The organism is Ensifer aridi, from assembly GCF_002078505.1.
Lineage (GTDB): Bacteria > Pseudomonadota > Alphaproteobacteria > Rhizobiales > Rhizobiaceae > Sinorhizobium > Sinorhizobium aridi.
In genome coordinates this window covers 419064-440810 of the sequence record NZ_LUAV01000002.1, presented here as the reverse complement: position 1 = coordinate 440810, position 21747 = coordinate 419064, and the positions used below count along the sequence as shown (strand labels likewise).

The following is a 21747-nucleotide window of genomic DNA, read 5'->3' as shown; positions in this document are numbered from 1 at the left end:
ACAAAACAACCTCAGGATTGGACGACGGCCCAATAGAGCGGGAACATCGGATCGAAAACGGTGACCGGACCCGCTTCGGTCTCGACCTTAGCAGGATAGCGGACCGGCTCCGCATGCTTGCGCAGCGTGATTGTCTCCGCGTTCACCGGCAGGCCGTACCAGGCGGGGCCGTTCAGCGACGCGAAAGCCTCGAGCCGGTCGAGCGCGCCCTCCTCCTCGAAGACATGGGCGAGGCAGCTCAAGGTGTTGATTGAGGTATAGATGCCGGCGCAGCCGCAGGCGCATTCCTTGAGCGGGTCCACATGCGGGGCGGAATCGGTGCCGAGGAAGAAGCGCACATCGCCGGAGGTCGCCGCCGCGCGCAGAGCCAGGCGGTGACTCTCGCGCTTGGCGACGGGCAGGCAATAATAATGCGGCTTGATGCCGCCGACGAGGATGGCGTTGCGGTTGATGATCAGATGATGCGTTGTAATCGAGCCGGCGAGGTTGGCCGCCTGCTCCTTGATGTAGTCGACGCCGTCCTTCGTCGTCACATGCTCCATGGTGATCCTGAGGTCCGGCAGGCGCCGGCGCAGCGGATCGAGCACGGTTTCGATGAACACCGCCTCGCGGTCGAAGATATCGACGTCTGGCGTCGTCACTTCGCCGTGGACGCAGAGCGGCAGGCCGATCTCGGCCATGCGTTCGAGCACCGGCATCGCCTTAGCGATATCGCGCACGCCGCTCGACGAATTGGTGGTCGCGCCCGCAGGATAGAGCTTAACCGCCTTCACGAGACCGCTGCGGAATCCCGCTTCGACGTCATCCGGATCGGTCCCTTCCGTCAGGTAAAGCGTCATCAGCGGCTCAAAGCGATCGCCCGCGGGAACTGCAGCAAGAATGCGCTCGCGATAGGCCGCCGCATCGGCAATGGTGACGACCGGAGGCACGAGGTTGGGCATGACGATGGCACGGGCGAAGTGGCGGCTCGTATCGGCGATGACGCCGCGCAGCATGCCGCCGTCGCGCAGGTGAAGATGCCAGTCGTCCGGGCGGCGGATAACGAGGTCTTGCATGTCAGCCTTCTCCCGATGCTCGCACCCGATCCACGCAGGCGGCGCAGAAGGCAGCCGATGCGCGTGGTGGGCGGCAAACTCATGTGGTGAAACCGCGCCTCGATATCACCATTGCATCGCCAAAGACAATGGTCATTCGACGAGGTTTGAGCGGGGTGCGGGCAGAAAACCGAATGCACTTTTCTTCATCCCGCTCCTGAGCCACCTTTCAGAAATCGGTGATCACCAGATCGCTGGGGCGGCAGTTGCCGAGCACGCGGCGAGCGTTCGGGATATCATTGCCGAAAGCCTTTTTCCGTGCCGTCTCCTCATCATAGCCATGATCATACCAGCGCTGCATCAAACGCCGCTCGAGCACTTCGATTCCGGGATCGATGAGGATCGAAAAGTCGAAGGCGGTATCAAGCTCTCGCCACGGCACCTCGTCGAGCAGCAGGTAATTGCCCTCGACGAGCACAATCCGCGTCTCGGGCGGGATCGCTCTTGCCGAGGCGATCGCCAGTTCGCGCGAACGATCGAAGACCGGAACGAGTACCTCGCCGTTATTTGCCCGGACGGCGGCGAGCGTCGAAAGGAAGGAACGGATGTCGAAAGTCTCGGGAGCGCCCTTGCGCGCGAGCAATCCCTTCTGCTCCAGGACGACATTGTCCATGTGGAAGCCGTCCATCGGCAGCACTTCCGCGCTTTCCCCCGCCTTAACGATCGCCTCCGACAAGGTTCCGGAAAGCGTCGACTTACCGGCGCCCGGCGGCCCGGCAATGGCAACGATGAAGCGGCCGGCATCACCCGCCCGCTTCAGTATCTCATCCCTGAGGGATTCGACATTCATGCCGCAATCGCCTCGCCCGGCGGCGTCTTCGCGCCGGTCATGAACGCGACCGCATCCGACATGGTGTGTTCCTTCGGATTGATGACGCAGAGCCGGCGGCCGAGGCGGTGGATGTGGATCCGGTCCGCCACCTCGAAGACATGCGGCATGTTGTGCGAGATCAGGACGATCGGCAGGCCGCGACGACGAACATCGAGGATCAGTTCAAGGACGCGCCGGCTTTCCTTGACGCCCAAGGCGGCCGTCGGCTCATCCATGATCACGACCTTCGAGCCGAAGGCGGCGGCGCGGGCGACCGCGACACCCTGGCGCTGGCCGCCCGAAAGCGTTTCCACCGCCTGGTTGATGTTCTGGATCGTCATAAGGCCAAGTTCGGAGAGCTTCGACCGCGCCATCTTCTCCATGGCCGAGCGGTCGAGGGTGCGGAAAAGCTTGCCGAAAAGGCCCGGCTTCCTGATCTCGCGACCGAGGAACATGTTGTCGGCGATCGAAAGGGCCGGCGACAGAGCGAGGTTCTGGTAGACGGTCTCGATACCTGCGGCCCGCGCGTCCATCGGCGAGCGAAAATGCACCGGTTGACCCTCGAGGCGGATCTCGCCCTCGTCCGGGGTGACGGCGCCGGAGATCGCCTTGATCATCGACGACTTGCCGGCGCCGTTATCGCCGATCACCGCGAGAATTTCACCCGGGTAGAGATCGAAGTCGGCGTGGTCGAGAGCGGTGACGCGGCCATAGCGCTTGACGAGACCGCGGGCGGTGAGAATGGGTTCCTGTGCCATCAGGCTGCTACCTTTCTGATCCACTGGTCGATTGCTACGGCGGAGATGATGAGCACGCCGGTCAGGAAGACCTTCCACTGCGGGTCGGCGCCGAGCATGTTGAGGCCCATCGAGACGACGCCGACGATCATCGCGCCGATCAGCGTTCCGAGGATCGAGCCGCGGCCGCCAAAGAGCGAGATGCCGCCGATCACAGCCGCGGTGATGGCCTGCAGGTTATAGTCGGTAACCGCCGCCGACGGCGAAATGGAGCCGTTGCGGCCGATCGACACCCATGCGGCCAAAGCTGCGATTAGTCCCGCGATCGTATAGGCGCTGAGGAGCACCTTGCCGACACGGATACCTGAGAGCTTGGCGGCTTCCGGATCGTCGCCGACGGCATAAAGATGGCGCCCCCAGGCCGTGTGGTTCAACGCATACCAGAGGCCGAAGACAAGCACGACCATGGCGACGACGCCGAGGGTCAACACCGCCGCGCCCACCTTGAAGGTCACGCCGAAGACGTGCAGCCACTGGGTTACCGCGGTAACGTCCGCCTCGCGGATCGTCGCGTTCTCCGAGTAGATGAAGTTCGTCGACATGATCACGTACCAGGTACCGAGCGTGACGATGAAGGGCGGCAGCTTCAGGCGCGAAACCAGGAGGCCGTTCAAAAGCCCGCAGGCGCCGCCGACGACGAACCCGGCAGCCACCGCAAGCGGCGCCGGCAGACCGTAGGTTACAGCGCAATTGCCCATCACGACCGCCGAGATGACCATGATGACGCCGATCGAGAGATCGATGCCGGCCGTCAGGATCACCAGCGTCTGCGCCGCGCCGAGCATGCCGACGACAGCGATCTGCTGAAGGATCAGCGTCAGCGTGTAGGACGAGAAGAACCGGCCGCCGATCGCAAGGCCGAAGACCAGGATCGATACGACGAGGACGACGAACGGCACGGCCGCCGGCGTCGAGTGCAGGAAATGCTGGATTTTCTGGAGCGGCGTCTTGTCGTGCGTGTCGAAGGACGCCACCTCCGTCGAACTGTTGACCAGGACCTTTTCGAATTCCTGGGATGGTTGTGCGGCTGTGTTTGGCTCGGCCATGGAGACTCCTCCCATAAACCCCACTCTCAAGGGGTTGCATTGCTGCCGGATGCGCGGCCCGCCGATCCTTGCGGCGAGTTCCGGATAGCGATCACGGTAAGTGCGGGCTCACTTTCTCGAGCCCGGACCGTGACCGCTTCCGAGAGGTAGAGCGGACGTGCGCCATCGCGACTTCCATTATCCCGCTCTAAAGTTCGCGCAGCTTTCGCGCCTTGTCAAAGACCCCGGCGCTTACACGAAGGGCGGCCGGGGGCCGCCCTTCCCTGTCGGTTCGCGTTTCGGACAAGCGGGCGATCAGCCCCAGCACTTCTCCGTGCCGACCTTGGTGTCGATCGACTCTACACCGGAGACCGGCTTGTCGGTGACGAGCGCTACGCCGGTGTCGAAGAAGTCTTTGCCCTCGGTCGGCTTCGGCTTCTCGCCGGTCTCGGCGAACTTCTTGATCGCCTCGATGCCAAGTGCGGCCATCATCAGCGGATATTGCTGCGAGGTCGCGCCGATGACGCCTTCCGCGACAGCCTTCACGCCCGGGCAACCGCCGTCGACGGATACGATCAGAACGTCGTTCTCCTTACCGACGGCCTTGAGCGCTTGATAGGCGCCGACTGCGGCCGGCTCGTTGATCGTGTGGATGACGTTGATATCCGGATCCTTCTGCAGAAGGTTTTCCATCGCCTTGCGTCCCCCTTCCTCGTTGCCGTTCGTCACGTCGTGACCAACGATACGCGGATCGTCTTCATCGCCGATCTTGTTCGGATCCTTGGGATCGATACCGAAACCGATCATGAAGCCTTGGTCACGCAGCACGTCGACGGTGGGTTGCGACGGCGTGAGGTCGAGGAAACCGACCTTCGCTTCCTTCGCTTTCTCACCCATGGTCGCGGCGGCCCACTGGCCGATCAGCTTGCCGGCGAGCAGGTTGTCGGTTGCGAATGTGGCGTCCGCTGCGGTCGCCGGATCGAGAGGCGTGTCGAGGGCGATCACCAGAACACCGGCGTCCTGCGCCTTCTTCACCTGGTCGACGATCGCCTTGGTGTCCGAGGCTGCGATGAGAATGCCTTTGGCACCGTCGGCAATGCAGGATTCGATAGCTGCAACCTGACTGTCGTGGTCGCCATCCACCTTGCCTGCGTATGACTTCAGCGTCACGCCAAGTTCCTGGGCCTTGGCGGCGGCACCTTCCTTCATCTTCACGAAGAAGGGATTGGTGTCGGTCTTGGTGATGAGGCAGGCGGAGACATCGGCCGCCTGCGACGGCGAGGCGAAGGCCACACCGAGTGCGAGCGCGCCGAATGTGGCAGAAAGAACTGTTTTCTTCATAAAACCCTCCCAAGGATGAAAATGCCGGCGGACCGGCTTCGGGCTTCGCCATCGCAGCATTCTCCTTCCGCTGCAACCGGCGCTTCCGAGGACCAATCAAACATCAAATTTCCGGGGTGTCAATAAATAAATCAAATTGAATTATTATCCGGTTGTGGCATTCTGCGGCTAATGGCGCTCCGGCTGTAGGCTGGAGAGCGGACGAATTGACATAATCACGGCGAGTGGAAAAGCAGGCTCGCGCCGAGCGCGCATCGATGGCGCCGCGGGTCCGGCCGGACGCGAGAGCTGTCGCACTTCGAATTGCTGCATGATTTCTTCCCAGATCATTGAAGAAATCCAGCAGTGGTGCCAACGGGAGGAGACGGTGGCATGTCATTGACAGGGGGTCCCTATGCGGGGCCGGCTCAACCGGATGTGATCGACCCAAGCGGCGGGGCCAATCAGACGCGCGTGCGCGCCTACAACGAACGGCTGGTCATGTCGCTGGTGCGGCGGCACGGGAGCCTTTCAAAAGCCGAGATCGCGCGCCGCTCGGGCCTCTCGGCGCAAACCGTCTCCGTCATCATGCGCGCGCTCGAGGCCGACGGCCTGCTCGTCCGCGGCGCGCCGGTGCGCGGCCGCGTCGGACAGCCCTCGATCCCCATGCGCCTCAATCCGGACGCGGTCTACTCCTTCGGAGTCAAGATCGGCCGCCGCAGCGCCGATCTCGTGCTGATGGATTTCGTCGGCAGCATCCGCCTGCATCTGCATCAGATCCATACCTATCCGCTGCCCGACGAGCTCGTCACCTTCATCGTCGAAGGCATGAACAAGCTCGAGCGACAGCTAGCCCCCGACGAACGCAGACGCATCGCCGGCGTCGGCATCGCGACGCCGTTCGAGCTGTGGAACTGGGCGGAGGAAGTCGGCGCGCCGCGCGAAGAGATGGACAAGTGGCGCAATTTCGACCTGCAGGCGGCGGTCGCGGCCCATATCGCGCATCCCGTTTTTCTGCAAAATGACGGTACGAGCGCCTGCGGGGCGGAACTCGCCTTCGGCGTCGGCGCCAGCTATCCCGATTTCGTCTATTTCTACATAGGTTCCTTCATCGGCGGCGGCGTCGTCATCAACTCGGCCCTCTTCTACGGCCGCACCGGCACAGCCGGCGCTGTCGGCCCATTGCCGGTGGCCGGCAAGGACGGCAAGTCGACGCAATTGCTGAAGATCGCCTCGGTTTTCGTGCTCGAAAAGCTCCTGCGCGAACGCGGCATGGATCCGAAGCCGCTCTGGTATTCGGCCGACGACTGGATCGACTTCGGCGAACCGCTCGAGATCTGGATACAGGATTCGGCCGCGGCACTCGCCCAGGCCGTCGTTTCTGCCGCTTCCATCATCGATTTCTCTGCCGCAGTGATCGACGGCGGCTTCCCGTCCTGGGTCAGGGCACGCCTTCTCGTGGCCACCCGCAAGGCGCTGCGGACGCTGGATCTCCAGGGCGTCACCGTTCCGGACCTCGTCGAAGGTGCCGTCGGAAGTCACGCCAGAGCGATCGGCGGCGCAAGTCTGCCGCTCTTTTCCCGCTACCTGCTCGACACGAACGTTCTCTTTAAGGAGCTTAGTTAATGCTAAAAGGAATAGATCCCATCCTGAGCCCGGAACTGCTTTCCGCGCTCAGGGCAATGGGGCATGGCGACGAGATCGCGTTGGTCGACGGAAACTACCCCGGACAGGAACATGCCCGTCGATTGGTACGGCTCGACGGTCACCACCTGATCCCCGTGCTCGACGCTATTCTCAGCGTGCTGCCGATTGACGATTTCGTTCCGGAAGCGATCTTCCGCGCCACGGTCAAGCAGGACAAGGATGCGCTCGATCCGGTGCATCGCGACATCATTGCCTGTTGCGGAAAGCACGAGCCGAAGCAGCCGGTCGTTCCATTGCTCGGCGCGGACTTCTACCCGCGCGTCAAGGCCTCCCACACGGTGGTTCAGACCAGCGAGCCGCGGCTCTATGGCAACGTCATCCTGCGCAAGGGCGTAATCTATCCCTGACCTGGAGCGAAGACGCAAAGAACCCGCCGGAGCGGCCGGCGGGTTCTTTTTTTATCAAGGATTTCAGTGCTTAGGCGGTGACGGCCCTGCCGACGCGGGCATCGAGCGAGAGCGCACCCGGGCCGAAGCCGGCGAGCACGAGGAAGGCGCCGGCGATGGTGACGTTCTTCATCATCATGATCTGGTTAAAGACCGTCAGCAGGCCATTGGCGGCCGGCGGGAAGTCCGGGATGTTGATCACGCCGCTGTGGAAGACGAAACCCGTCACCAAGCAGAAGGCAGCAAGCAGGTAGGACGCGATGCGCGTCTGGAAGCCGACGAGAACCGCGAGGCCCGCGACGAGTTCGAAGATACCGGCGAGATAAGCGAGCGCCGTTGCCGCCGGCCAGCCGGCATTGGTGATCATTCCCGCCGTTGCCGCCGGATCGGTCAGCTTGCCGAAACCGGAGGTGATGAAGATGATCGAGAGAAGAATGCGTCCGATGAGGATGATGACATTCTGGGACATGCGCGAGGCTCCTGTTGGAAACGTTGGCAGCAGAGATATCAAGATTTCGAGTATCCTCTAGCCGCCGGCTCGGCGACAGATCGTTCACAAATTAGAGACGGAAGTGATTCGTCGTCAACTGACGCGGCTATGAGCACTTCCCAGGCAGCCGCTGCCGCCCCTATCGAGCGCTTTTCTGTTGCAAGACGAAGCGACTGGGTGAAAAATCCCGGCGCGCTATGAGGGGAACGCAGGGGTAATCGCAATGGCCGAAGTGAACCGGAGTCCCGCCTTCTGGCGGTCCTTCCCTATTTTCGAAGATTTCGATCGGGAAACGCTTTGCGAGCTCGCCGATATCGCCACCTATCGGAAGTGGCCCGCTGGAACGGTGATCTTCCAGCGCGGCGACGAAGGCAACTACATGATCGTCCTCGTTTCCGGCCGCATAAAGCTGTCGCTGTTCACGCCGCAAGGCCGCGAGCTGCTACTGCGCCAGCACGAGGCGGGCGCGCTGTTCGGCGAAATGGCGGTGCTGGATGACCAGCCTCGCTCGGCGGACGCGACGGCGGTAACGGCCGCCGAGGGCTACGTGATCGGCAAGAAGGATTTCCTCGCTCTGATCACGCAGAAGCCGAAGATCGCCGAAGCGGTGATCCGGTTCCTCTGCGCGCAATTGCGCGACACGACGGATCGGCTGGAGACCATCGCGCTCTACGATCTCAATGCCCGTGTGGCACGCTTCTTCCTGGCGACGCTGCGGCAAATCCACGGCAGCGAGCTGCCGGCCAGCGCCAATCTCCGCCTGACGCTCAGCCAGACCGATATCGCCTCCATTCTCGGCGCCAGTCGGCCCAAGGTGAACCGCGCCATCCTCTGGCTGGAGGAAAACTGCGCCATCAAGCGGACGGACGGGATCATCTCGTGTAATGTGGGCCGTCTGCTGAACATAGCGGATCCCGAGGAGGATTAGGCCGATTGAGCCTCAGGGAATGGCCGCATTATCGCATCACCCCGCTTGCCGGCGGGATCGTCGCGAGCTTGGCGGCGGCACTCATGCTCTATCTTTATGCCGAAACGGTGTTCCGCACGCAGCGCGAGCTCTTCTTCGACAATCTGACCCAATGGGTCCCTTCGCCACGCTCGCCGGAGATCGTCGTCATCGACGTCGATCGCCGGGCCTATGAAGTGAGGTCCGGCACCTGGGACAGGGGCGCGACCGCCGAGCTGATATCGCGGCTCGCCGCGGCCGGGGCCAAGGCAATCGCGGTCGACTTCGTCTTCAGCGCCGATTGCGATCCGGCCTCGTCGGCAAACACCGGGCTCGCCACAGCGCTCGCCAAAGCACCGGTCATCCTGGGCTTCCTGGCTGCCGATCGCGCCCTGGAGCACCCGCGCCCCGTTCCTCCGCTCGCCTTGCGGCGCAGGCTTGCGGTGCCCGCGCAATGGTTCATCCAAGGCGCGGAAACCTCCTGCCCCGCCTTCATGGACCAATCGAAAGCCGCGGCCGCCGCCTTCCTCGTCGGCGACGACGATGCACGCGTCCGGCGCGTGCAGGCTTTCGCCATCCTCGGCAATGACGCCTATCCGGCGCTCGGTATCGAAGCGGGCCGGCTTGCCGCGGCAAGCAGCACGCCCGTACTCGGCGGCGAACCCGCCTGGCTGAGGCTCGACCATGCGATCATCCCGCTCGACGACAGCGGCAACTTGCGGTTCGTCGCAAGCTCGGAAGAGGCAATCGCCGAACGAACGCTTTCGGCAGCCGACGTTCTGGCGGACAAGGCCGACGGAGGCCGGCTCGCGGGCAAGCTCGTCTTTCTCGGCAGCAGCATGCCGAGTCTCGGCGGCCTACGCCCGACCGCCTCCATGCCGCTTGAAGCTTCGGTGCAGATCCATGCCGACATCGCCAATGCAATCACGACGGGTTTCGTGCCCTATCGGCACGGCGATCTGCCTCTGCTCGAAGCGCTTTTCAGCTTCGCCGCGGGGACGGTCGCTGCCTATGGCGCAACGAAACTGCGTCCCCTGACGACGCTCGCTCTCGGCTCGGCGGCCGTGCTTGCCGTCGTCGCCGTCGCCGGCGCGATCTACGCCGCCACCGGCTGGCTCGTCGACGCGGTCAGCATCTCGGTTGCCTTGGTGGCTATCCTCGTAGTGACGAGCGCGCTCCAACTCGCCCGGGTGCGTCGCGCCGAAGCGATTGCCCGGCGGAAATTCGCGCAGTATCTGCCGCAGTCCGTGGTGGCGCGCTACATCGACGAACCGTATCGCGGCCGCATGGCCGGCGAGGAACGCCCTGTGACGGCGCTCTTCACCGACATCGAAGGCTTTTCTACGCTGTCGCAGAAGCTCGGGCCGCGCGAGCTCGTGACCCTGCTCGACATCTATTTCGCCGAGGTGAACGCCCTCGTCTCCCGACACGGCGGCATGGTCGACAAGGTCGTTGGCGACGCCGTCCATGCCCTCTTCAACGCGCCCGAAGATCTCGCCGACCATGTCGACAAAGCGATCCAGTGCGCCGTGGCGATCCGCAATCTGACAGAGGAAATGCGCAAGCGCCCGCAATTTGCCGAACATGGCTTCGGCAGAACCCGGATCGGCATCGAAACCGGTCCGGCTGTGCTTGGAGAGGTCGGCGCTGGCGGGAAACTCGACTATACGGCCCATGGCGATGCCGTGAACCTCGCCGCGCGCCTGCAGGAAGCGAACAAGTTCCTTGGCACGGCCATCTGCATCGGCCCGGCGGCCGCCACGCAATCAGGCGCTGTGCTTCGCAGCCTCGGCCGGCACGACATCCGTGGCTTTGGTTCGATGGAGCTGTTTACGGTCGCGGATTCCAAAACCACGTAGGTGAGGGCAATCCTGTATTCGACCTGTCGGGAGTAACTCCTACCTCAGCCCGACGCTCGCATAGGCTTGCCGGATTCGCGCCTGGCCCCAGTTCGTCGGCTCGCTCGGCGGAGCACCCGGGCTCGTGAAATCGACGCCCTGGCCGGCCGAGACCGTCCGCGTCACGCCGCCGCCTCGGACGGAGACGGAGCCACGCTCCACGAAGACGGCAAAGGCCGCCCGGCTCGGACCACAGAAGAATTTCGTCCCGCGAACCCCGATCATGCCGAAGGCCGTTCGCACCGCCACATCCATCTTCGGCAAATTGTCGGGCCGGTCGAACACCATGCGGCCCAGTCCGAGTTCGAGCGTGCCGCCCTCAGCGGCGAGGAAGCTATCGATGAGGAGTTCCGTCTGTGGACCGAGCAGGATGCGCGTTTCGCTGAGCGCGAGATCGGCAAAGCTGTTGGTGCTCGTAGAGACATAATCGTTGTCGAGAACCGCGTCACCGGCGGCGAGGCGCCCCTCGTCGCCCCCCTGCCGGCGGCGAACATTGCCACGGATATTCCGCGCCTTCCCGACGACCGGGCTGGCCGCAGTCACAGCCGTCCCGCCACCGATGGCAGCAAGCATCAGGCCGCAGAGGAAGAGCCTTCTTTTCACATCTGGTTGCCGCATCGACCTGTGCCCGCTGCTTGATGGCAGCGCCTCCTGTTCGCGCTTCCGGCGTCATCCGAGGATAAACGCACGCATTGGTGATGCAAGATGCAATCGCCTCGCCCCAACCTCGCCGCTTCGCCCTCATCGCCGCTGTTTCCCGAGGAACATGCGCCGCATCACGGGGGTTTTAGAATTGGACAACATTAGGAGATCATCATGAAGAACCGGACCGGTTTGGACATTAGGATCGCCAAAGGCGTTCCGCTTGCGGTCGTCGCGCTTGCCGCCTTCGCTACGACCGCATTTCCTTCGGCGCGCGCCGCCGATCTCACGGCGGCCGAACAGTGTGACCGGGAAGCCGGCAGCGAGTTCGACCTTACGCGAAACAGGGCGTTCCCCGCCGTTGCCACACAGGACATCCGCATCGGCATCGCGCTTTCGGCGTGCCGTGAGGCCTATAACCAGAATGGCGGCGCCCGGACCCAATTCCAGCTCGCACGCGTTCTCGACAGGGCCGGGCAGAAGCTGCAGTCGCAACGCGTTCTCGCCGAAGCCGCCAAGAACGGCCATGCGCTCGCGATGGTGGGCTACGGCGAGGTACTTGCCGAGCGTGGAGAAACGGAAGCGGCCGTCAGCCTCTACCAGCGAGCGGCGGCTCAAGGAAATATCCTCGCCGCCCGCTATCTCGCCGCGACTCCTCGCGACGGCGTGGCGACGAATGTCGACGACGAAGTTGCCTCCCAGTGGCTGGCGCGGGCAGACACGGACCGGCTGCCGCGATGACCACGCCTTTCCGTCATGGTCAAGCGCCGGGTCGATCCGGCATCAACGGATCTCGCCCGCCTGCGGCCCCCAGGTATCGGTCAGTGCGAAGCCATCGGCGAGCGGATCGAACGGATCAAGGGCCACCTGGTGCAGACCGAAGGTCCAGCCGCGACCCGAAATGGTGGGGATGATCGCTTCTCGGCCCGCGACCGTCGTCACACCTTCGAGTCCGACCTCGAATTCCGAGCCGATGATGGAGCGGGATTTCAGAACGTCACCCGGCTTGACCTTGCCACGCGCATGCAGCGTCGCGAGATTGGCCGAACTGCCGGTACCGCAAGGCGAGCGATCGACGCGGCCCGGCCACATGGTCGTGCAGGTCCGGACCGTTCCGTCCGCCTCCGTGTCGCGGAACATGACATAGGCGACGCCCCTGATCTCCGGGATTTCCGGGTGCACCACCGGGATCGTGCGGTTGACGATGTCCTTCAGCACCATCCCCGCCTCGACGATCCGGCGCGCATTCGCCTTTTCGATCGTCGTGCCGATCTGGCGGACGTCGACGAGCGCATAAAAGATGCCGCCGAAACAGAGATCGAGTTTGATGCGGCCCCATTCCGGCGTGTCCACCTCCACATCCAATTCCTGCACGAAGGACGGGACCATGGTGAGCTTCACGCGTTCGCAGCGCCCGTTGCGGCATGTAGCCGTTGCCTTCACGAGGCCCGCCGCCGTGTCGAGCATCACCACGGTTTCCGGCTCCTTCATTTCGACGATGCCGGATTCCAGCAGCGCCGTCGTCACGCAGATCGAATTGGACCCGGACATGGCATGCGCCTGATCGGCCTGCAGGATGATGAAGCCCGCATCGGCTTCCGGCCGTTTCGGCGGCACCAGCAGATTGACGGAGCCGATCGAGCCAGAGCGCGGCTCCAGGCACAGGAAGCGACGCAGGCTGTCATCCACCGTATTGATGTGATTCAACTGCTCGGCGATGGAATTGCCCGGGATCTTCGGCACGCCGCCGATCGCCACCTTGCCGATCTCGCCCTCGCAATGAACATCCAGCAACTGGATCGTGCGCTTCCATCTCATCACATGTCTCCGGCTATGGCACCTGATATATCAGCGTTCGCGGCGGATCCATATCGCGTTCCCGATCCCGCCGCAAGGGAACCGCTAGGTCACGATGATTTAGACTGGACCGACCTAAATTATCGTGACCGACTCTAATAAGTTCGCGCGGGATGCGGGCGGAAAGCGCGCACACTTTTCCTCATCCCGCGCAAACGCTTGGCCGGCACGCGCCCAAACTTGCCGCTTGACGCGCGTCGGCAGGCGCAGGAGCGTGATTGCAAGGCATTACCGCGGACGAACATGACGAAGTTCATCATTTTCACCGACCTGCACATGGTTCCCGAAGGTGCGGCGATCATCGGGCTCGACCCCTATCGGCGGCTCGCCAACGGCATTGCCCATGTCAACCGTTATCATGCGGATGCGGACCGGGTGATTTTCGCCGGCGACCTCGCGCATGGGGCGGACCGTCCGTCCTACGAGCGGTTGAAAACGCTTCTCGGCGAGCTGGTCCCGCCGGCGGCGCTGATGATCGGCAACCACGACCGGCGCGAGGTTTTTCTGGATGTCTTCGCCGAGGCGGCGACGGACGAGAACGGCTTTGTCCAGCAGGCGATCGATTTCGCCGATTGCCGCGCGATCCTGCTCGACACGCTGTTTGCGCCGCCCTACGACTATCCGATGAGCCATGCCGGCCATCTTTGCGAACGGCGCCTCGCTTGGCTCGACCGGCAGCTCGGCGAGGCCGGCGACCGGCCGGCACTGATCTTCATGCATCATCCGCCGCATGCCAGCGGCTTTGCCGGCATCGATATGATCCGTCTCATCAACGAGGATGACTTCTACGCGCTCGTAAAGCGGCACGGCAATGTTCGCCATATTTTCGCCGGCCATGTTCACCGCACCATCAGCGGCTCCAGTCGCGGCATTCCCTTCTCGATCTTCAAGAGCCCGGTACACCAGCAGCCGATGCCCTTCGACATACCGGACGCCTCCCTTTCCGTCGACGAACCGGCAGCCTACGGCATCGCGCTGGTAACCGAGAACGGCGTGCTCGTGCACACGGAAGACTACGAGATCGCCAGGCGCGACGCGGCGGTCGCGTGAGCGTTCCAGCGCAGCGGCGTTCGTGCTAGGCTCGCTTCATGACCGATGCCGTTCTCGTCAATCAGGATTTCGACTGCCAGACTTGCGGCGCCTGCTGCGCCTATTCGGCGGAATGGCCGCGTTTCTCACTTGAAACGGAGGAAGAACTCGATCGCATACCGGCGGACTATGTGGCCGCCGATCTCGGCGGCATGCGCTGCGAGAACGACCGCTGCACCGCGCTCGAGGGCATACTCGGCCGTTCGGTGACTTGCAAAGTTTACGCCGTACGCCCCATCGTCTGCCGCACCTGCATGCCGGGAGACGACGAGTGCCTGATGGCGCGACAGCGGCTTTTCGGAGCGGCCGCCTAACTTCGGATCATTCGGTGCATCTTGCCCGCCTTCCGTATGGTTGCTTGTTTTTGACCTCAATTGTAGGGAAACATCCTAAAGGAGCAGAAATTTGCCGGATGGATGTTCGGCGGCAGCAAGCGTATTTTCTGCCACGACATCAGGGGCGTGAGTGGCGCCCGCTACCGTTCCGTGGAGGACAGCGTTCAATGAGCCAGAGCCCGCTTCAGAAACCCGTGACCGACGCCGCGCCCGCGCCGTTTACCGATTTCGCGCCGCCGATTCGGCCGCAAAGCACGCTGCGCCGGGCAATCACCGCCGCCTATCGCCGCCCGGAAACGGAATGCCTGCCGCCCCTTATCGAGGCGGCGACCCTGCCGAAGGAGACCCGGGATGCTGCAGCGAAGACCGCCCGCAGGCTCATTGAGGCGCTGCGCGGCAAGCAGTCGGGTTCCGGCGTCGAGGGGCTCGTGCAGGAATATTCGCTTTCGAGCCAGGAAGGCGTTGCCCTGATGTGTCTTGCGGAGGCGCTCTTGCGCATTCCCGATACCGCGACGCGCGACGCCCTGATCCGCGACAAGATCGCCGACGGAGACTGGAGGTCGCATCTCGGCGGCAGCCGCTCGCTCTTCGTCAACGCCGCGACCTGGGGGCTCGTCGTTACCGGCAAACTGACGTCCACGGTCAATGACCGCAGCCTTGCGGCGGCGCTGACGCGGCTCATTGCCCGCTGCGGCGAGCCGGTGATCCGCCGTGGCGTCGACATGGCGATGCGGATGATGGGCGAGCAGTTCGTCACTGGCGAGACGATCGACGAGGCTCTGCACCGCTCACGGGAGCTCGAACAGAAGGGCTTCCGATATTCCTACGACATGCTCGGCGAAGCGGCGACTACGGCCGCCGACGCGGAGCGCTACTACAAGGACTACGAGGCCGCCATCCACGCCATCGGCAAGGCTTCCGCTGGCCGCGGCATCTATGAAGGTCCCGGCATTTCCATCAAGCTCTCGGCGCTGCATCCACGTTATTCACGGCCGCAGGCGGCGCGCGTGATGGGTGAATTGCTGCCGAAAGTGAAGGCGCTCGCGCTTCTTGCGAAGAAATACGATATCGGCCTCAACGTCGACGCCGAGGAAGCCGACCGGCTCGAACTGTCGCTCGATCTCCTTGAGGAGCTCTGCCTCGATGCCGGCCTCGCCGGCTGGAACGGCATGGGCTTCGTTGTCCAGGCCTATGGCAAACGCTGCCCCTTCGTGCTCGATTTCATCATCGACCTCGCGCGGCGTTCCGGCCGGCGCATCATGGTACGCCTCGTCAAGGGCGCTTATTGGGATGCCGAGATCAAGCGCGCACAGCTCGATGGTCTCGAGGATTTTCCGGTCTTCACCCGCAAGGTCTACACCGACGTTTCCTATGTCGCCTGCGCCCGCAAGCTGCTTTCCGCGACCGACGTGATCTTCCCGCAGTTCGCGACCCACAACGCCCAGACGCTCGCCACCATTTACCACATGGCAGGCAAGGATTTTCAGGTCGGGAAATACGAGTTCCAATGCCTGCACGGCATGGGCGAGCCGCTTTACGAAGAGGTTGTCGGCCGCGGCAAGCTCGACCGCCCCTGCCGCATCTATGCGCCGGTCGGCACGCATGAGACGCTGCTTGCCTATCTCGTCCGCCGCCTGCTCGAGAACGGCGCCAACTCTTCCTTCGTCCATCGCATCAACGACCCCAAGGTCTCCGTCGACGAACTAATCGCCGATCCGGTCGAAATCGTGCGCTCCATGCCGGTCGTCGGCGCCAAGCATGACAAGATTGCGCTGCCGGCCGATCTCTTCGGCCAGGCACGCAGGAATTCGGCCGGCCTCGACCTTTCCAACGAAGAGACGCTTGCTTCCCTGATGGAGGCGATGAAGGCAAGCGCCACGATCGGCTGGACGGCTGCGCCGCAACTCGCAACGGGCGTCGCCGGCGGCGAAACGCGACCTGTCATGAACCCCGGCGACCACCGCGACGTCGTCGGGTCGGTGACCGAAACTTCGGACGAGGATGCGAGGCGCGCCGTGCGCCTTGCCGCAGAAGCGGCGCCCGGCTGGGCCGCAGTTTCCCCGGCCGAACGGGCGGCCTCACTCGAAAGGGCTGCCGATCTGATGCAGGCGCGCATGCCGACGCTTCTCGGGCTGATCATGCGCGAGGCGGGCAAATCGGTGCTGAACGCCATTGCCGAGGTGCGCGAAGCGGTCGATTTTCTGCGCTACTATGCCGAACAGACGCGCCGCACGCTGGGGCCCGCCCATAAGGCGCTCGGCCCCGTCGTCTGCATCAGCCCGTGGAACTTCCCGCTGGCGATCTTCACCGGTCAGGTCGCCGCCGCCCTCGTCGCCGGCAATCCGGTGCTTGCCAAGCCGGCGGAAGAGACGCCGCTGATCGCAGCCGAGGCTGTGCGCATCCTGCACGAGGCCGGCGTTCCGGCAAGCGTGCTGCAGCTTCTCCCCGGCGACGGCCGCGTCGGTGCTGCGCTGGTCGCCGCGCCCGAGACCGCGGGCGTGATGTTCACCGGCTCGACCGAGGTCGCGCGGCTCATCCAGGCGCAGCTCGCTGAGCGGCTGTCGCCCAGCGGGCGGCCGGTCCCGCTCATCGCCGAAACCGGCGGCCAGAACGCAATGATCGTCGATTCCTCGGCGCTCGCCGAGCAGGTCGTCGGCGACGTGATAACTTCGGCCTTCGACAGCGCCGGCCAGCGCTGCTCGGCGCTGCGCGTGCTCTGCCTGCAGGAGGACGTCGCCGATCGTATCCTGACCATGCTCAAGGGGGCGCTCCGCGAACTGAACATCGGCCGCACCGATCGCCTGTCGGTGGATGTCGGCCCGGTCATCACGGCCGAGGCCAAGGAGATCATCGAAAAGCACATCGAGCGGATGCGCGGGCTCGGCCGCAAGGTGGAGCAGATCGGCCTTGCCGCCGAGACCGGCCAGGGCACTTTCGTGCCGCCGACGATCATCGAACTGGAAAAGCTTTCGGATCTGAAACGCGAGGTCTTCGGGCCGGTGCTGCATGTCATCCGCTACCGCCGCGACGATCTCGACCGGCTGATCGACGACATCAATGCCACGGGCTACGGACTGACCTTCGGCCTGCACACGCGCCTCGACGAGACGATCGCGCATGTGACGAGCCGCATCAAAGCCGGCAATCTTTATGTCAACCGTAACATCATCGGCGCGGTCGTCGGCGTACAGCCTTTCGGCGGGCGCGGCCTTTCCGGCACGGGCCCCAAGGCGGGCGGCCCGCTCTATCTCGGTCGCCTGGTGATGACCGCACCCGTGCCGCCGCAGCACAGCTCAGTGCATACCGATCCCACGCTCCTCGACTTCGCAAAGTGGCTCGACGGCAAAGGCGCGCGGGCGGAGGCGGAAGCCGCCCGCAATGCCGGCAGCAACTCGGCGCTCGGTCTCGATTTGGAGCTTCCCGGCCCTGTCGGCGAGCGCAACGTCTATGCGCTTCATCCGCGCGGCCGCATCCTCCTCGTGCCGGCGACCGAAAGCGGCCTCTATCACCAGCTCGCGGCAGCGCTCGCGACCGGCAACAGCGTCGTCGTAGACGCGGCCTCCGGCCTCCAGACTTCGCTGAAGGGCCTGCCGCAGAGCATTGCGCTCCGCGTCTCCTGGTCGAAGGACTGGGCGGCCGACGGCCCCTTTGCCGGCGCCCTCGTCGAAGGCGATGCGGAACGCATCCGCGAGGTCAACAAGGCGATCGCCGCGCTCCCCGGTCCGCTGATGCTCGTCCAGGCCGCATCGGGCGAGGAGCTCGCCCGCAATCCGAACGCCTATTGCCTCAACTGGCTCGTGGAAGAGGTCTCCGCCTCCATCAATACGGCGGCGGCCGGCGGCAATGCCAGCCTGATGGCGATAGGCTGAGAGCAACATCGGCGCTCCGGATGTGCCCCCTCACCCTACCTTCTCCCCGCGCGGGGAGAGGGTCGCACAGCGGATGAGGCGCGACCCCGCATAACGCGCGCACCGCTGGCGCACCCTTGCCCATTCCGCTGTCACCGCTCCAAAACGGAAGAAGCGGATGTTCACCCTCAAAAGCATCGAAACCGCGACACGGGACATCAAGAAAAGCCGGTTTCGGGCGGTCGCCGCCCCGATCGAGGACGAGCAGTCGGCAAAGGCATTCTTCGCCGCGCATTCCGACCCGTCAGCCAATCACAATTGCTGGGCCTGGCGCATCGGCCAGAACTACCGCTTCAGCGACGACGGCGAGCCGAGCGGTACGGCGGGGAGACCGATCCTCGCGGCGATCGACGGCCAGTCCCTCGACCGCGTCGCGGTCATCGTCACCCGCTGGTTCGGCGGCATCCTGCTTGGCAGCGGCGGACTGGTCCGCGCCTATGGCGGCACGCCGCGCTCTGCCTCTAATGCGGCGGACAAGATCGAACTCGTCGAAAGAGTACGTGCCACGATAGCCTGCGACTTTGCCGATCTCGCTCTGATTAAGGCGCGGCTCACCGCTCACGGCGTCATGATCGCCGGCGAGAGCTTCACCGATACCGGTGCGGTGCTGACGATCGACCTGCGGAAGGATGTGGCAGATGAGATGCTTGTCCTCGTCGCGGATATCAGTCGCGGCAAGGCGATCGTATCGATGGAGAACTGAGCCCTGCTTTTCATGAGTGTGACAATCGTCATACAAATGCTCGAGACGACAACCGACACCGGCACGCGAAGGAGATTTGAGATGAAGACGAGGGTTTTGGGGCGGACGGGCGCGACGATTTCGGAGGTCGGTTTCGGTGCCTGGCAGATCGGCGGTTCCTGGGGCGATGTCAGCGAGGAAGACGGCAGGCGCGCGCTCCACGCCGCGCTCGACAGCGGCATCACCTTCATCGACACGGCGGATGTCTACGGCGACGGGCGGTCCGAAAAAATCATCGCAGCGGTGCTGAAGGAACGGGGCGGAGAAAAACCATTCGTCGCTACGAAGGCGGGGCGCCGGCTCAATCCGCACGTGGCGGACGGCTATACCGGCGCCAATATCGAGGCCTTCATCGACCGCAGCCTCGCAAATCTCGGCGTCGAAACGCTCGATCTCGTCCAGCTCCACTGCCCACCGACGGAGGTCTACTACCGGCCCGAGGTCTTCGGCGCGCTCGACCGGCTGGTGACCAAGGGCAAGATCCGCCACTACGGCGTCTCGGTCGAGAAGGTCGAAGAGGCCTTGAAGGCAATCGAATATCCGGGTGTGAGCACGGTCCAGATCATCTACAACATCTTCCGCCAGCGGCCGCACGACCTCTTCTTCGCCGAAGCGAAAAAGAAGAATGTCGGCGTCATCGTGCGCGTGCCGCTCGCCTCTGGGCTGCTTTCGGGCAGGATCGGCAAGGAAACCGTCTTTGCCGCAGACGACCACCGCAACTTCAACCGCCATGGCGACGCCTTCGACGTCGGCGAGACCTTCGCCGGCGTGCCCTTCGAGGTGGCGCTGGAGGCTGTGGACGAGCTGCGCGCGCTCGTGCCCGCCGATATGCCGATGGCGCAGTTCGCGCTTCGGTGGATCCTCGAGCAGGACGCCGTTTCCGTCGTCATCCCCGGCGCCCGCAATGCCGCCCAGGCGCAATCCAACGCCGCCGCCAGCGCGCTGGCGCCGATCGACGACGCCACCATGGGCGCGATCGCCGCGCTTTACGAGCGCCTCATCAAGGTTCATGTTCATCAGCGCTGGTGACACATGAGCGGAGGCCGGACGGGCTTCCGCCAGCCGGCCGGGGAAAACCGATGACGAGCGAGGCCTTCGATCTCGAGCGCTTCGTCCAGGCGCAGGAAAGCACCTATGCGACCGCACTCGCCGAACTGCGTGCCGGCGCCAAGCGGACGCATTGGATGTGGTTCATCTTTCCGCAGATTGCGGGTCTCGGCCATTCGCCGACGGCGCAATATTACGCCCTATCCGGCCTCGACGAGGCGCGCGCCTATCTCGGGCATCCGCTCCTCGGCCGCCGCATCCTCGAATGCACGGAGGCTGTCAATGCAGTCAGCGGAAAAAGCGCGCTCGAGATCTTCGGCCGGCCGGACGATCTGAAATTCCGCTCGTCCATGACGCTGTTCGAGGCGGCCGCGCCGACCGTCGGCGCTTTTGCCAGAGCGCTCGACCTCTATTTCGACGGGGTTCGCGATGCGCGAACCATCGAAATTCTCGGCAGGGTTTGACCTTCGGCGCCTTTCAGCGCGGGATGAGGAAAAGTGTGCGCGGTTTCCGCCCGCATCCCGCGCTAACTTATCAGAGTCGATCACGTTTATGATTTTAGGTCGATCCGACCTAAAATCATCGTGATCTAGAGAGATGCGGCGGGTGCTTGGGAGAGGACGACGAGGAACAGCACCGCGCAGACCGTCAGCCCGGCGATGATGAGCATCAGCTCCTTCATCATGTAACGATACATCGCGAGCCCTCCTCCTGCGGAGACGATTAGCACTCGAATCGATATGGGCATCGGGCCGTGCGGTTTTAAGGCGCGTCCCGAGCACAAGACTGTGAGGTTCGACGGGAGTTGCGATCCGAGGCCTGGGCACTATCTCAGAGGTCGACGCGCCCGCTCGCCGCGGCGCCCTCGAGATCGAGACTAGGCAAGGAGCTCGCTCATGCTCGTCCGACTGATCGTGCAGACCGTCGCCTGGTTCGGGTTCATCGGAGCCGTCCTCTTCCTCTCCGCCGGGACCCTTGCCTGGCCGGCCGCGTGGACCTACCTCGCCATCATGCTTGCGCTTTCGCTGGTCACCGGGCTGTTGCTTGCCCGGCACGATCCGGCGCTCCTGAAAGAAAGACTGTCGCCGCCCATCCAGAAGGGCCAGCCTTTAGCCGACAAGGTGCTTCTTTCCGTGATCCTGCTGTTCCTCTTCGGCGCCTATGTGCTGATGGCGCTCGATGCGGTGCGGTTCAAATGGTCGTCGATGCCCGAATGGGTGCAGGCCGTGGGGGCGCTGCTCGTCATCCTCTCCATTGGATTCAGCTATCGGACGTTGCGCGAAAACAGCTTCGCATCGCCGGTGGTCAAGGTGCAGATGGAGCGTGCGCAAAGGGTAGTCACCAGCGGACCCTACCGCTATGTCCGCCACCCTTTCTATGCCGGCAGCCTTCTCTTCGTCGCCGGCACGTCGTTGCTTCTCGGCTCCTGGTGGGGCCTTATCGCTGCATTCGGACTGGCGGGATTGCTCGCCATCCGCATAGGCATCGAGGAGAAGGCGCTGCGCACCGGCCTTGCCGGCTATGACACCTATGCGGAACGGGTCCGCTACCGGCTCGTTCCCTTCGTGTGGTAGCACGCCAGCGGAGGCCCCGGTTTTCGGCTGTCAAGACTTCAGGCCGATCATCGTTGACTCCGCAGGCGATCAGAGGAGA

At 63.9% G+C, this 21747-nt stretch carries 20 protein-coding genes; 12 read left to right on the top strand and 8 right to left on the bottom strand.

Annotated features, from left to right (window positions below):
• Nucleotides 1-11: 11 nt before the first annotated feature.
• From pyrC to AYK65_RS02410, 5 genes are all read right to left on the bottom strand, one after another.
• The gene (gene pyrC, locus AYK65_RS02430) at nucleotides 12-1055 is read right to left on the bottom strand and encodes a dihydroorotase (RefSeq protein WP_026613368.1); all 1044 of its coding nucleotides are present in this window, start codon (nucleotides 1053-1055) and stop codon (nucleotides 12-14) included.
• Between the two features lie 208 nt (nucleotides 1056-1263).
• Complete coding sequence (locus AYK65_RS02425; RefSeq protein ID WP_081157876.1) at nucleotides 1264-1884, bottom strand: nucleoside triphosphate hydrolase; 621 nt, start codon at nucleotides 1882-1884, stop codon at nucleotides 1264-1266.
• Entirely contained in the window at nucleotides 1881-2663 is a 783-nt protein-coding gene (locus tag AYK65_RS02420; RefSeq protein WP_026613370.1) for an ATP-binding cassette domain-containing protein, read from the bottom strand. Before AYK65_RS02420 ends, AYK65_RS02425 begins: the two co-directional genes overlap by 4 nt.
• Nucleotides 2663-3748: an ABC transporter permease gene (locus AYK65_RS02415; protein WP_026613371.1), complete on the bottom strand. Its 1086-nt coding sequence runs from the start codon at nucleotides 3746-3748 to the stop codon at nucleotides 2663-2665. Before AYK65_RS02415 ends, AYK65_RS02420 begins: the two co-directional genes overlap by 1 nt.
• A gap of 294 nt (nucleotides 3749-4042) precedes the next feature.
• Complete coding sequence (locus AYK65_RS02410; protein ID WP_046119945.1) at nucleotides 4043-5068, bottom strand: sugar ABC transporter substrate-binding protein; 1026 nt, start codon at nucleotides 5066-5068, stop codon at nucleotides 4043-4045.
• A 372-nt stretch (nucleotides 5069-5440) separates the two neighbouring features.
• Between AYK65_RS02410 and AYK65_RS02405 the strand changes: the two genes are divergently transcribed.
• Together AYK65_RS02405 and AYK65_RS02400 are read left to right on the top strand one after the other, a co-directional pair.
• Nucleotides 5441-6673: an ROK family transcriptional regulator gene (locus AYK65_RS02405; protein WP_026613373.1), complete on the top strand. Its 1233-nt coding sequence runs from the start codon at nucleotides 5441-5443 to the stop codon at nucleotides 6671-6673.
• Entirely contained in the window at nucleotides 6673-7101 is a 429-nt protein-coding gene (locus AYK65_RS02400; RefSeq protein ID WP_046119946.1) for an RbsD/FucU family protein, read from the top strand. Before AYK65_RS02405 ends, AYK65_RS02400 begins: the two co-directional genes overlap by 1 nt.
• A 70-nt stretch (nucleotides 7102-7171) precedes the next feature.
• Here the strand turns inward: AYK65_RS02400 and AYK65_RS02395 are convergent, their stop codons facing one another.
• Nucleotides 7172-7609 carry a DoxX family protein gene (locus AYK65_RS02395; RefSeq protein ID WP_046119947.1) on the bottom strand — a complete coding sequence of 146 codons (438 nt, stop codon included), beginning with the start codon at nucleotides 7607-7609 and terminating at the stop codon, nucleotides 7172-7174.
• Nucleotides 7610-7853: 244 nt separating this feature from the next.
• Between AYK65_RS02395 and AYK65_RS02390 the strand changes: the two genes are divergently transcribed.
• Nucleotides 7854-8558 (top strand): Crp/Fnr family transcriptional regulator, encoded by a 705-nt coding sequence (locus AYK65_RS02390; protein WP_046119948.1) that lies wholly within the window; start codon nucleotides 7854-7856, stop codon nucleotides 8556-8558.
• An 83-nt stretch (nucleotides 8559-8641) separates the two neighbouring features.
• Entirely contained in the window at nucleotides 8642-10435 is a 1794-nt protein-coding gene (locus AYK65_RS02385) for a CHASE2 domain-containing protein (protein ID WP_046120093.1), read from the top strand.
• A gap of 39 nt (nucleotides 10436-10474) precedes the next feature.
• Here the strand turns inward: AYK65_RS02385 and AYK65_RS02380 are convergent, their stop codons facing one another.
• Complete coding sequence (locus AYK65_RS02380) at nucleotides 10475-11092, bottom strand: FecR family protein (RefSeq protein WP_046119949.1); 618 nt, start codon at nucleotides 11090-11092, stop codon at nucleotides 10475-10477.
• Between the two features lie 198 nt (nucleotides 11093-11290).
• Between AYK65_RS02380 and AYK65_RS02375 the strand changes: the two genes are divergently transcribed.
• Complete coding sequence (locus tag AYK65_RS02375) at nucleotides 11291-11857, top strand: SEL1-like repeat protein (RefSeq protein WP_046119950.1); 567 nt, start codon at nucleotides 11291-11293, stop codon at nucleotides 11855-11857.
• A 42-nt stretch (nucleotides 11858-11899) separates the two neighbouring features.
• Here AYK65_RS02375 and AYK65_RS02370 read toward each other — a convergent pair whose 3' ends face one another.
• The gene (locus AYK65_RS02370; protein ID WP_046119951.1) at nucleotides 11900-12934 is read right to left on the bottom strand and encodes a proline racemase family protein; all 1035 of its coding nucleotides are present in this window, start codon (nucleotides 12932-12934) and stop codon (nucleotides 11900-11902) included.
• A 282-nt stretch (nucleotides 12935-13216) separates the two neighbouring features.
• On the opposite strand from AYK65_RS02370, the gene spdA reads away from it, so the two are divergent.
• From spdA to AYK65_RS02335, 7 genes are all read left to right on the top strand, one after another.
• Nucleotides 13217-14023, top strand: a complete 807-nt coding sequence (gene spdA / locus AYK65_RS02365; protein WP_046120094.1) for a 2', 3'cyclic nucleotide phosphodiesterase SpdA — start codon at nucleotides 13217-13219, stop codon at nucleotides 14021-14023.
• A gap of 38 nt (nucleotides 14024-14061) precedes the next feature.
• Nucleotides 14062-14376: a YkgJ family cysteine cluster protein gene (locus tag AYK65_RS02360; RefSeq protein ID WP_026613382.1), complete on the top strand. Its 315-nt coding sequence runs from the start codon at nucleotides 14062-14064 to the stop codon at nucleotides 14374-14376.
• A 188-nt stretch (nucleotides 14377-14564) separates the two neighbouring features.
• Nucleotides 14565-18266 carry a trifunctional transcriptional regulator/proline dehydrogenase/L-glutamate gamma-semialdehyde dehydrogenase gene (putA, locus tag AYK65_RS02355; protein ID WP_139793110.1) on the top strand — a complete coding sequence of 1234 codons (3702 nt, stop codon included), beginning with the start codon at nucleotides 14565-14567 and terminating at the stop codon, nucleotides 18264-18266.
• 157 nt (nucleotides 18267-18423) lie between these two features.
• A complete protein-coding gene (locus AYK65_RS02350) occupies nucleotides 18424-19008 on the top strand; it encodes an IMPACT family protein (protein WP_081157875.1) in 585 nt (194 codons plus the stop codon).
• A gap of 81 nt (nucleotides 19009-19089) precedes the next feature.
• Nucleotides 19090-20076 carry an aldo/keto reductase gene (locus AYK65_RS02345; RefSeq protein ID WP_046120095.1) on the top strand — a complete coding sequence of 329 codons (987 nt, stop codon included), beginning with the start codon at nucleotides 19090-19092 and terminating at the stop codon, nucleotides 20074-20076.
• A 50-nt stretch (nucleotides 20077-20126) separates the two neighbouring features.
• Nucleotides 20127-20558 carry a DUF1810 domain-containing protein gene (locus AYK65_RS02340; protein WP_026613386.1) on the top strand — a complete coding sequence of 144 codons (432 nt, stop codon included), beginning with the start codon at nucleotides 20127-20129 and terminating at the stop codon, nucleotides 20556-20558.
• 432 nt (nucleotides 20559-20990) lie between these two features.
• Entirely contained in the window at nucleotides 20991-21668 is a 678-nt protein-coding gene (locus AYK65_RS02335; protein ID WP_046119953.1) for a methyltransferase family protein, read from the top strand.
• Nucleotides 21669-21747: the final 79 nt, after the last annotated feature.

Excerpts from the sequence above, each read along its gene's own strand:
- AYK65_RS02410 (WP_046119945.1), bottom strand. The coding sequence starts at position 5,068 with ATGAAGAAAACAGTTCTTTCTGCCACATTCGGCGCGCTCGCACTCGGT.
- pyrC (WP_026613368.1), bottom strand. The coding sequence starts at position 1,055 with ATGCAAGACCTCGTTATCCGCCGCCCGGACGACTGGCATCTTCACCTG.
- AYK65_RS02400 (WP_046119946.1), top strand. The coding sequence starts at position 6,673 with ATGCTAAAAGGAATAGATCCCATCCTGAGCCCGGAACTGCTTTCCGCG.
- AYK65_RS02350 (WP_081157875.1), top strand. The coding sequence starts at position 18,424 with ATGTTCACCCTCAAAAGCATCGAAACCGCGACACGGGACATCAAGAAA.
- AYK65_RS02390 (WP_046119948.1), top strand. The coding sequence starts at position 7,854 with ATGGCCGAAGTGAACCGGAGTCCCGCCTTCTGGCGGTCCTTCCCTATT.
- putA (WP_139793110.1), top strand. The coding sequence starts at position 14,565 with ATGAGCCAGAGCCCGCTTCAGAAACCCGTGACCGACGCCGCGCCCGCG.
- AYK65_RS02370 (WP_046119951.1), bottom strand. The coding sequence starts at position 12,934 with ATGAGATGGAAGCGCACGATCCAGTTGCTGGATGTTCATTGCGAGGGC.
- AYK65_RS02335 (WP_046119953.1), top strand. The coding sequence starts at position 20,991 with ATGCTCGTCCGACTGATCGTGCAGACCGTCGCCTGGTTCGGGTTCATC.
- AYK65_RS02345 (WP_046120095.1), top strand. The coding sequence starts at position 19,090 with ATGAAGACGAGGGTTTTGGGGCGGACGGGCGCGACGATTTCGGAGGTC.
- spdA (WP_046120094.1), top strand. The coding sequence starts at position 13,217 with ATGACGAAGTTCATCATTTTCACCGACCTGCACATGGTTCCCGAAGGT.
- AYK65_RS02375 (WP_046119950.1), top strand. The coding sequence starts at position 11,291 with ATGAAGAACCGGACCGGTTTGGACATTAGGATCGCCAAAGGCGTTCCG.
- AYK65_RS02405 (WP_026613373.1), top strand. The coding sequence starts at position 5,441 with ATGTCATTGACAGGGGGTCCCTATGCGGGGCCGGCTCAACCGGATGTG.
- AYK65_RS02415 (WP_026613371.1), bottom strand. The coding sequence starts at position 3,748 with ATGGCCGAGCCAAACACAGCCGCACAACCATCCCAGGAATTCGAAAAG.
- AYK65_RS02360 (WP_026613382.1), top strand. The coding sequence starts at position 14,062 with ATGACCGATGCCGTTCTCGTCAATCAGGATTTCGACTGCCAGACTTGC.
- AYK65_RS02425 (WP_081157876.1), bottom strand. The coding sequence starts at position 1,884 with ATGAATGTCGAATCCCTCAGGGATGAGATACTGAAGCGGGCGGGTGAT.
- AYK65_RS02340 (WP_026613386.1), top strand. The coding sequence starts at position 20,127 with ATGACGAGCGAGGCCTTCGATCTCGAGCGCTTCGTCCAGGCGCAGGAA.
- AYK65_RS02395 (WP_046119947.1), bottom strand. The coding sequence starts at position 7,609 with ATGTCCCAGAATGTCATCATCCTCATCGGACGCATTCTTCTCTCGATC.
- AYK65_RS02420 (WP_026613370.1), bottom strand. The coding sequence starts at position 2,663 with ATGGCACAGGAACCCATTCTCACCGCCCGCGGTCTCGTCAAGCGCTAT.
- AYK65_RS02385 (WP_046120093.1), top strand. The coding sequence starts at position 8,642 with ATGCTCTATCTTTATGCCGAAACGGTGTTCCGCACGCAGCGCGAGCTC.
- AYK65_RS02380 (WP_046119949.1), bottom strand. The coding sequence starts at position 11,092 with ATGCGGCAACCAGATGTGAAAAGAAGGCTCTTCCTCTGCGGCCTGATG.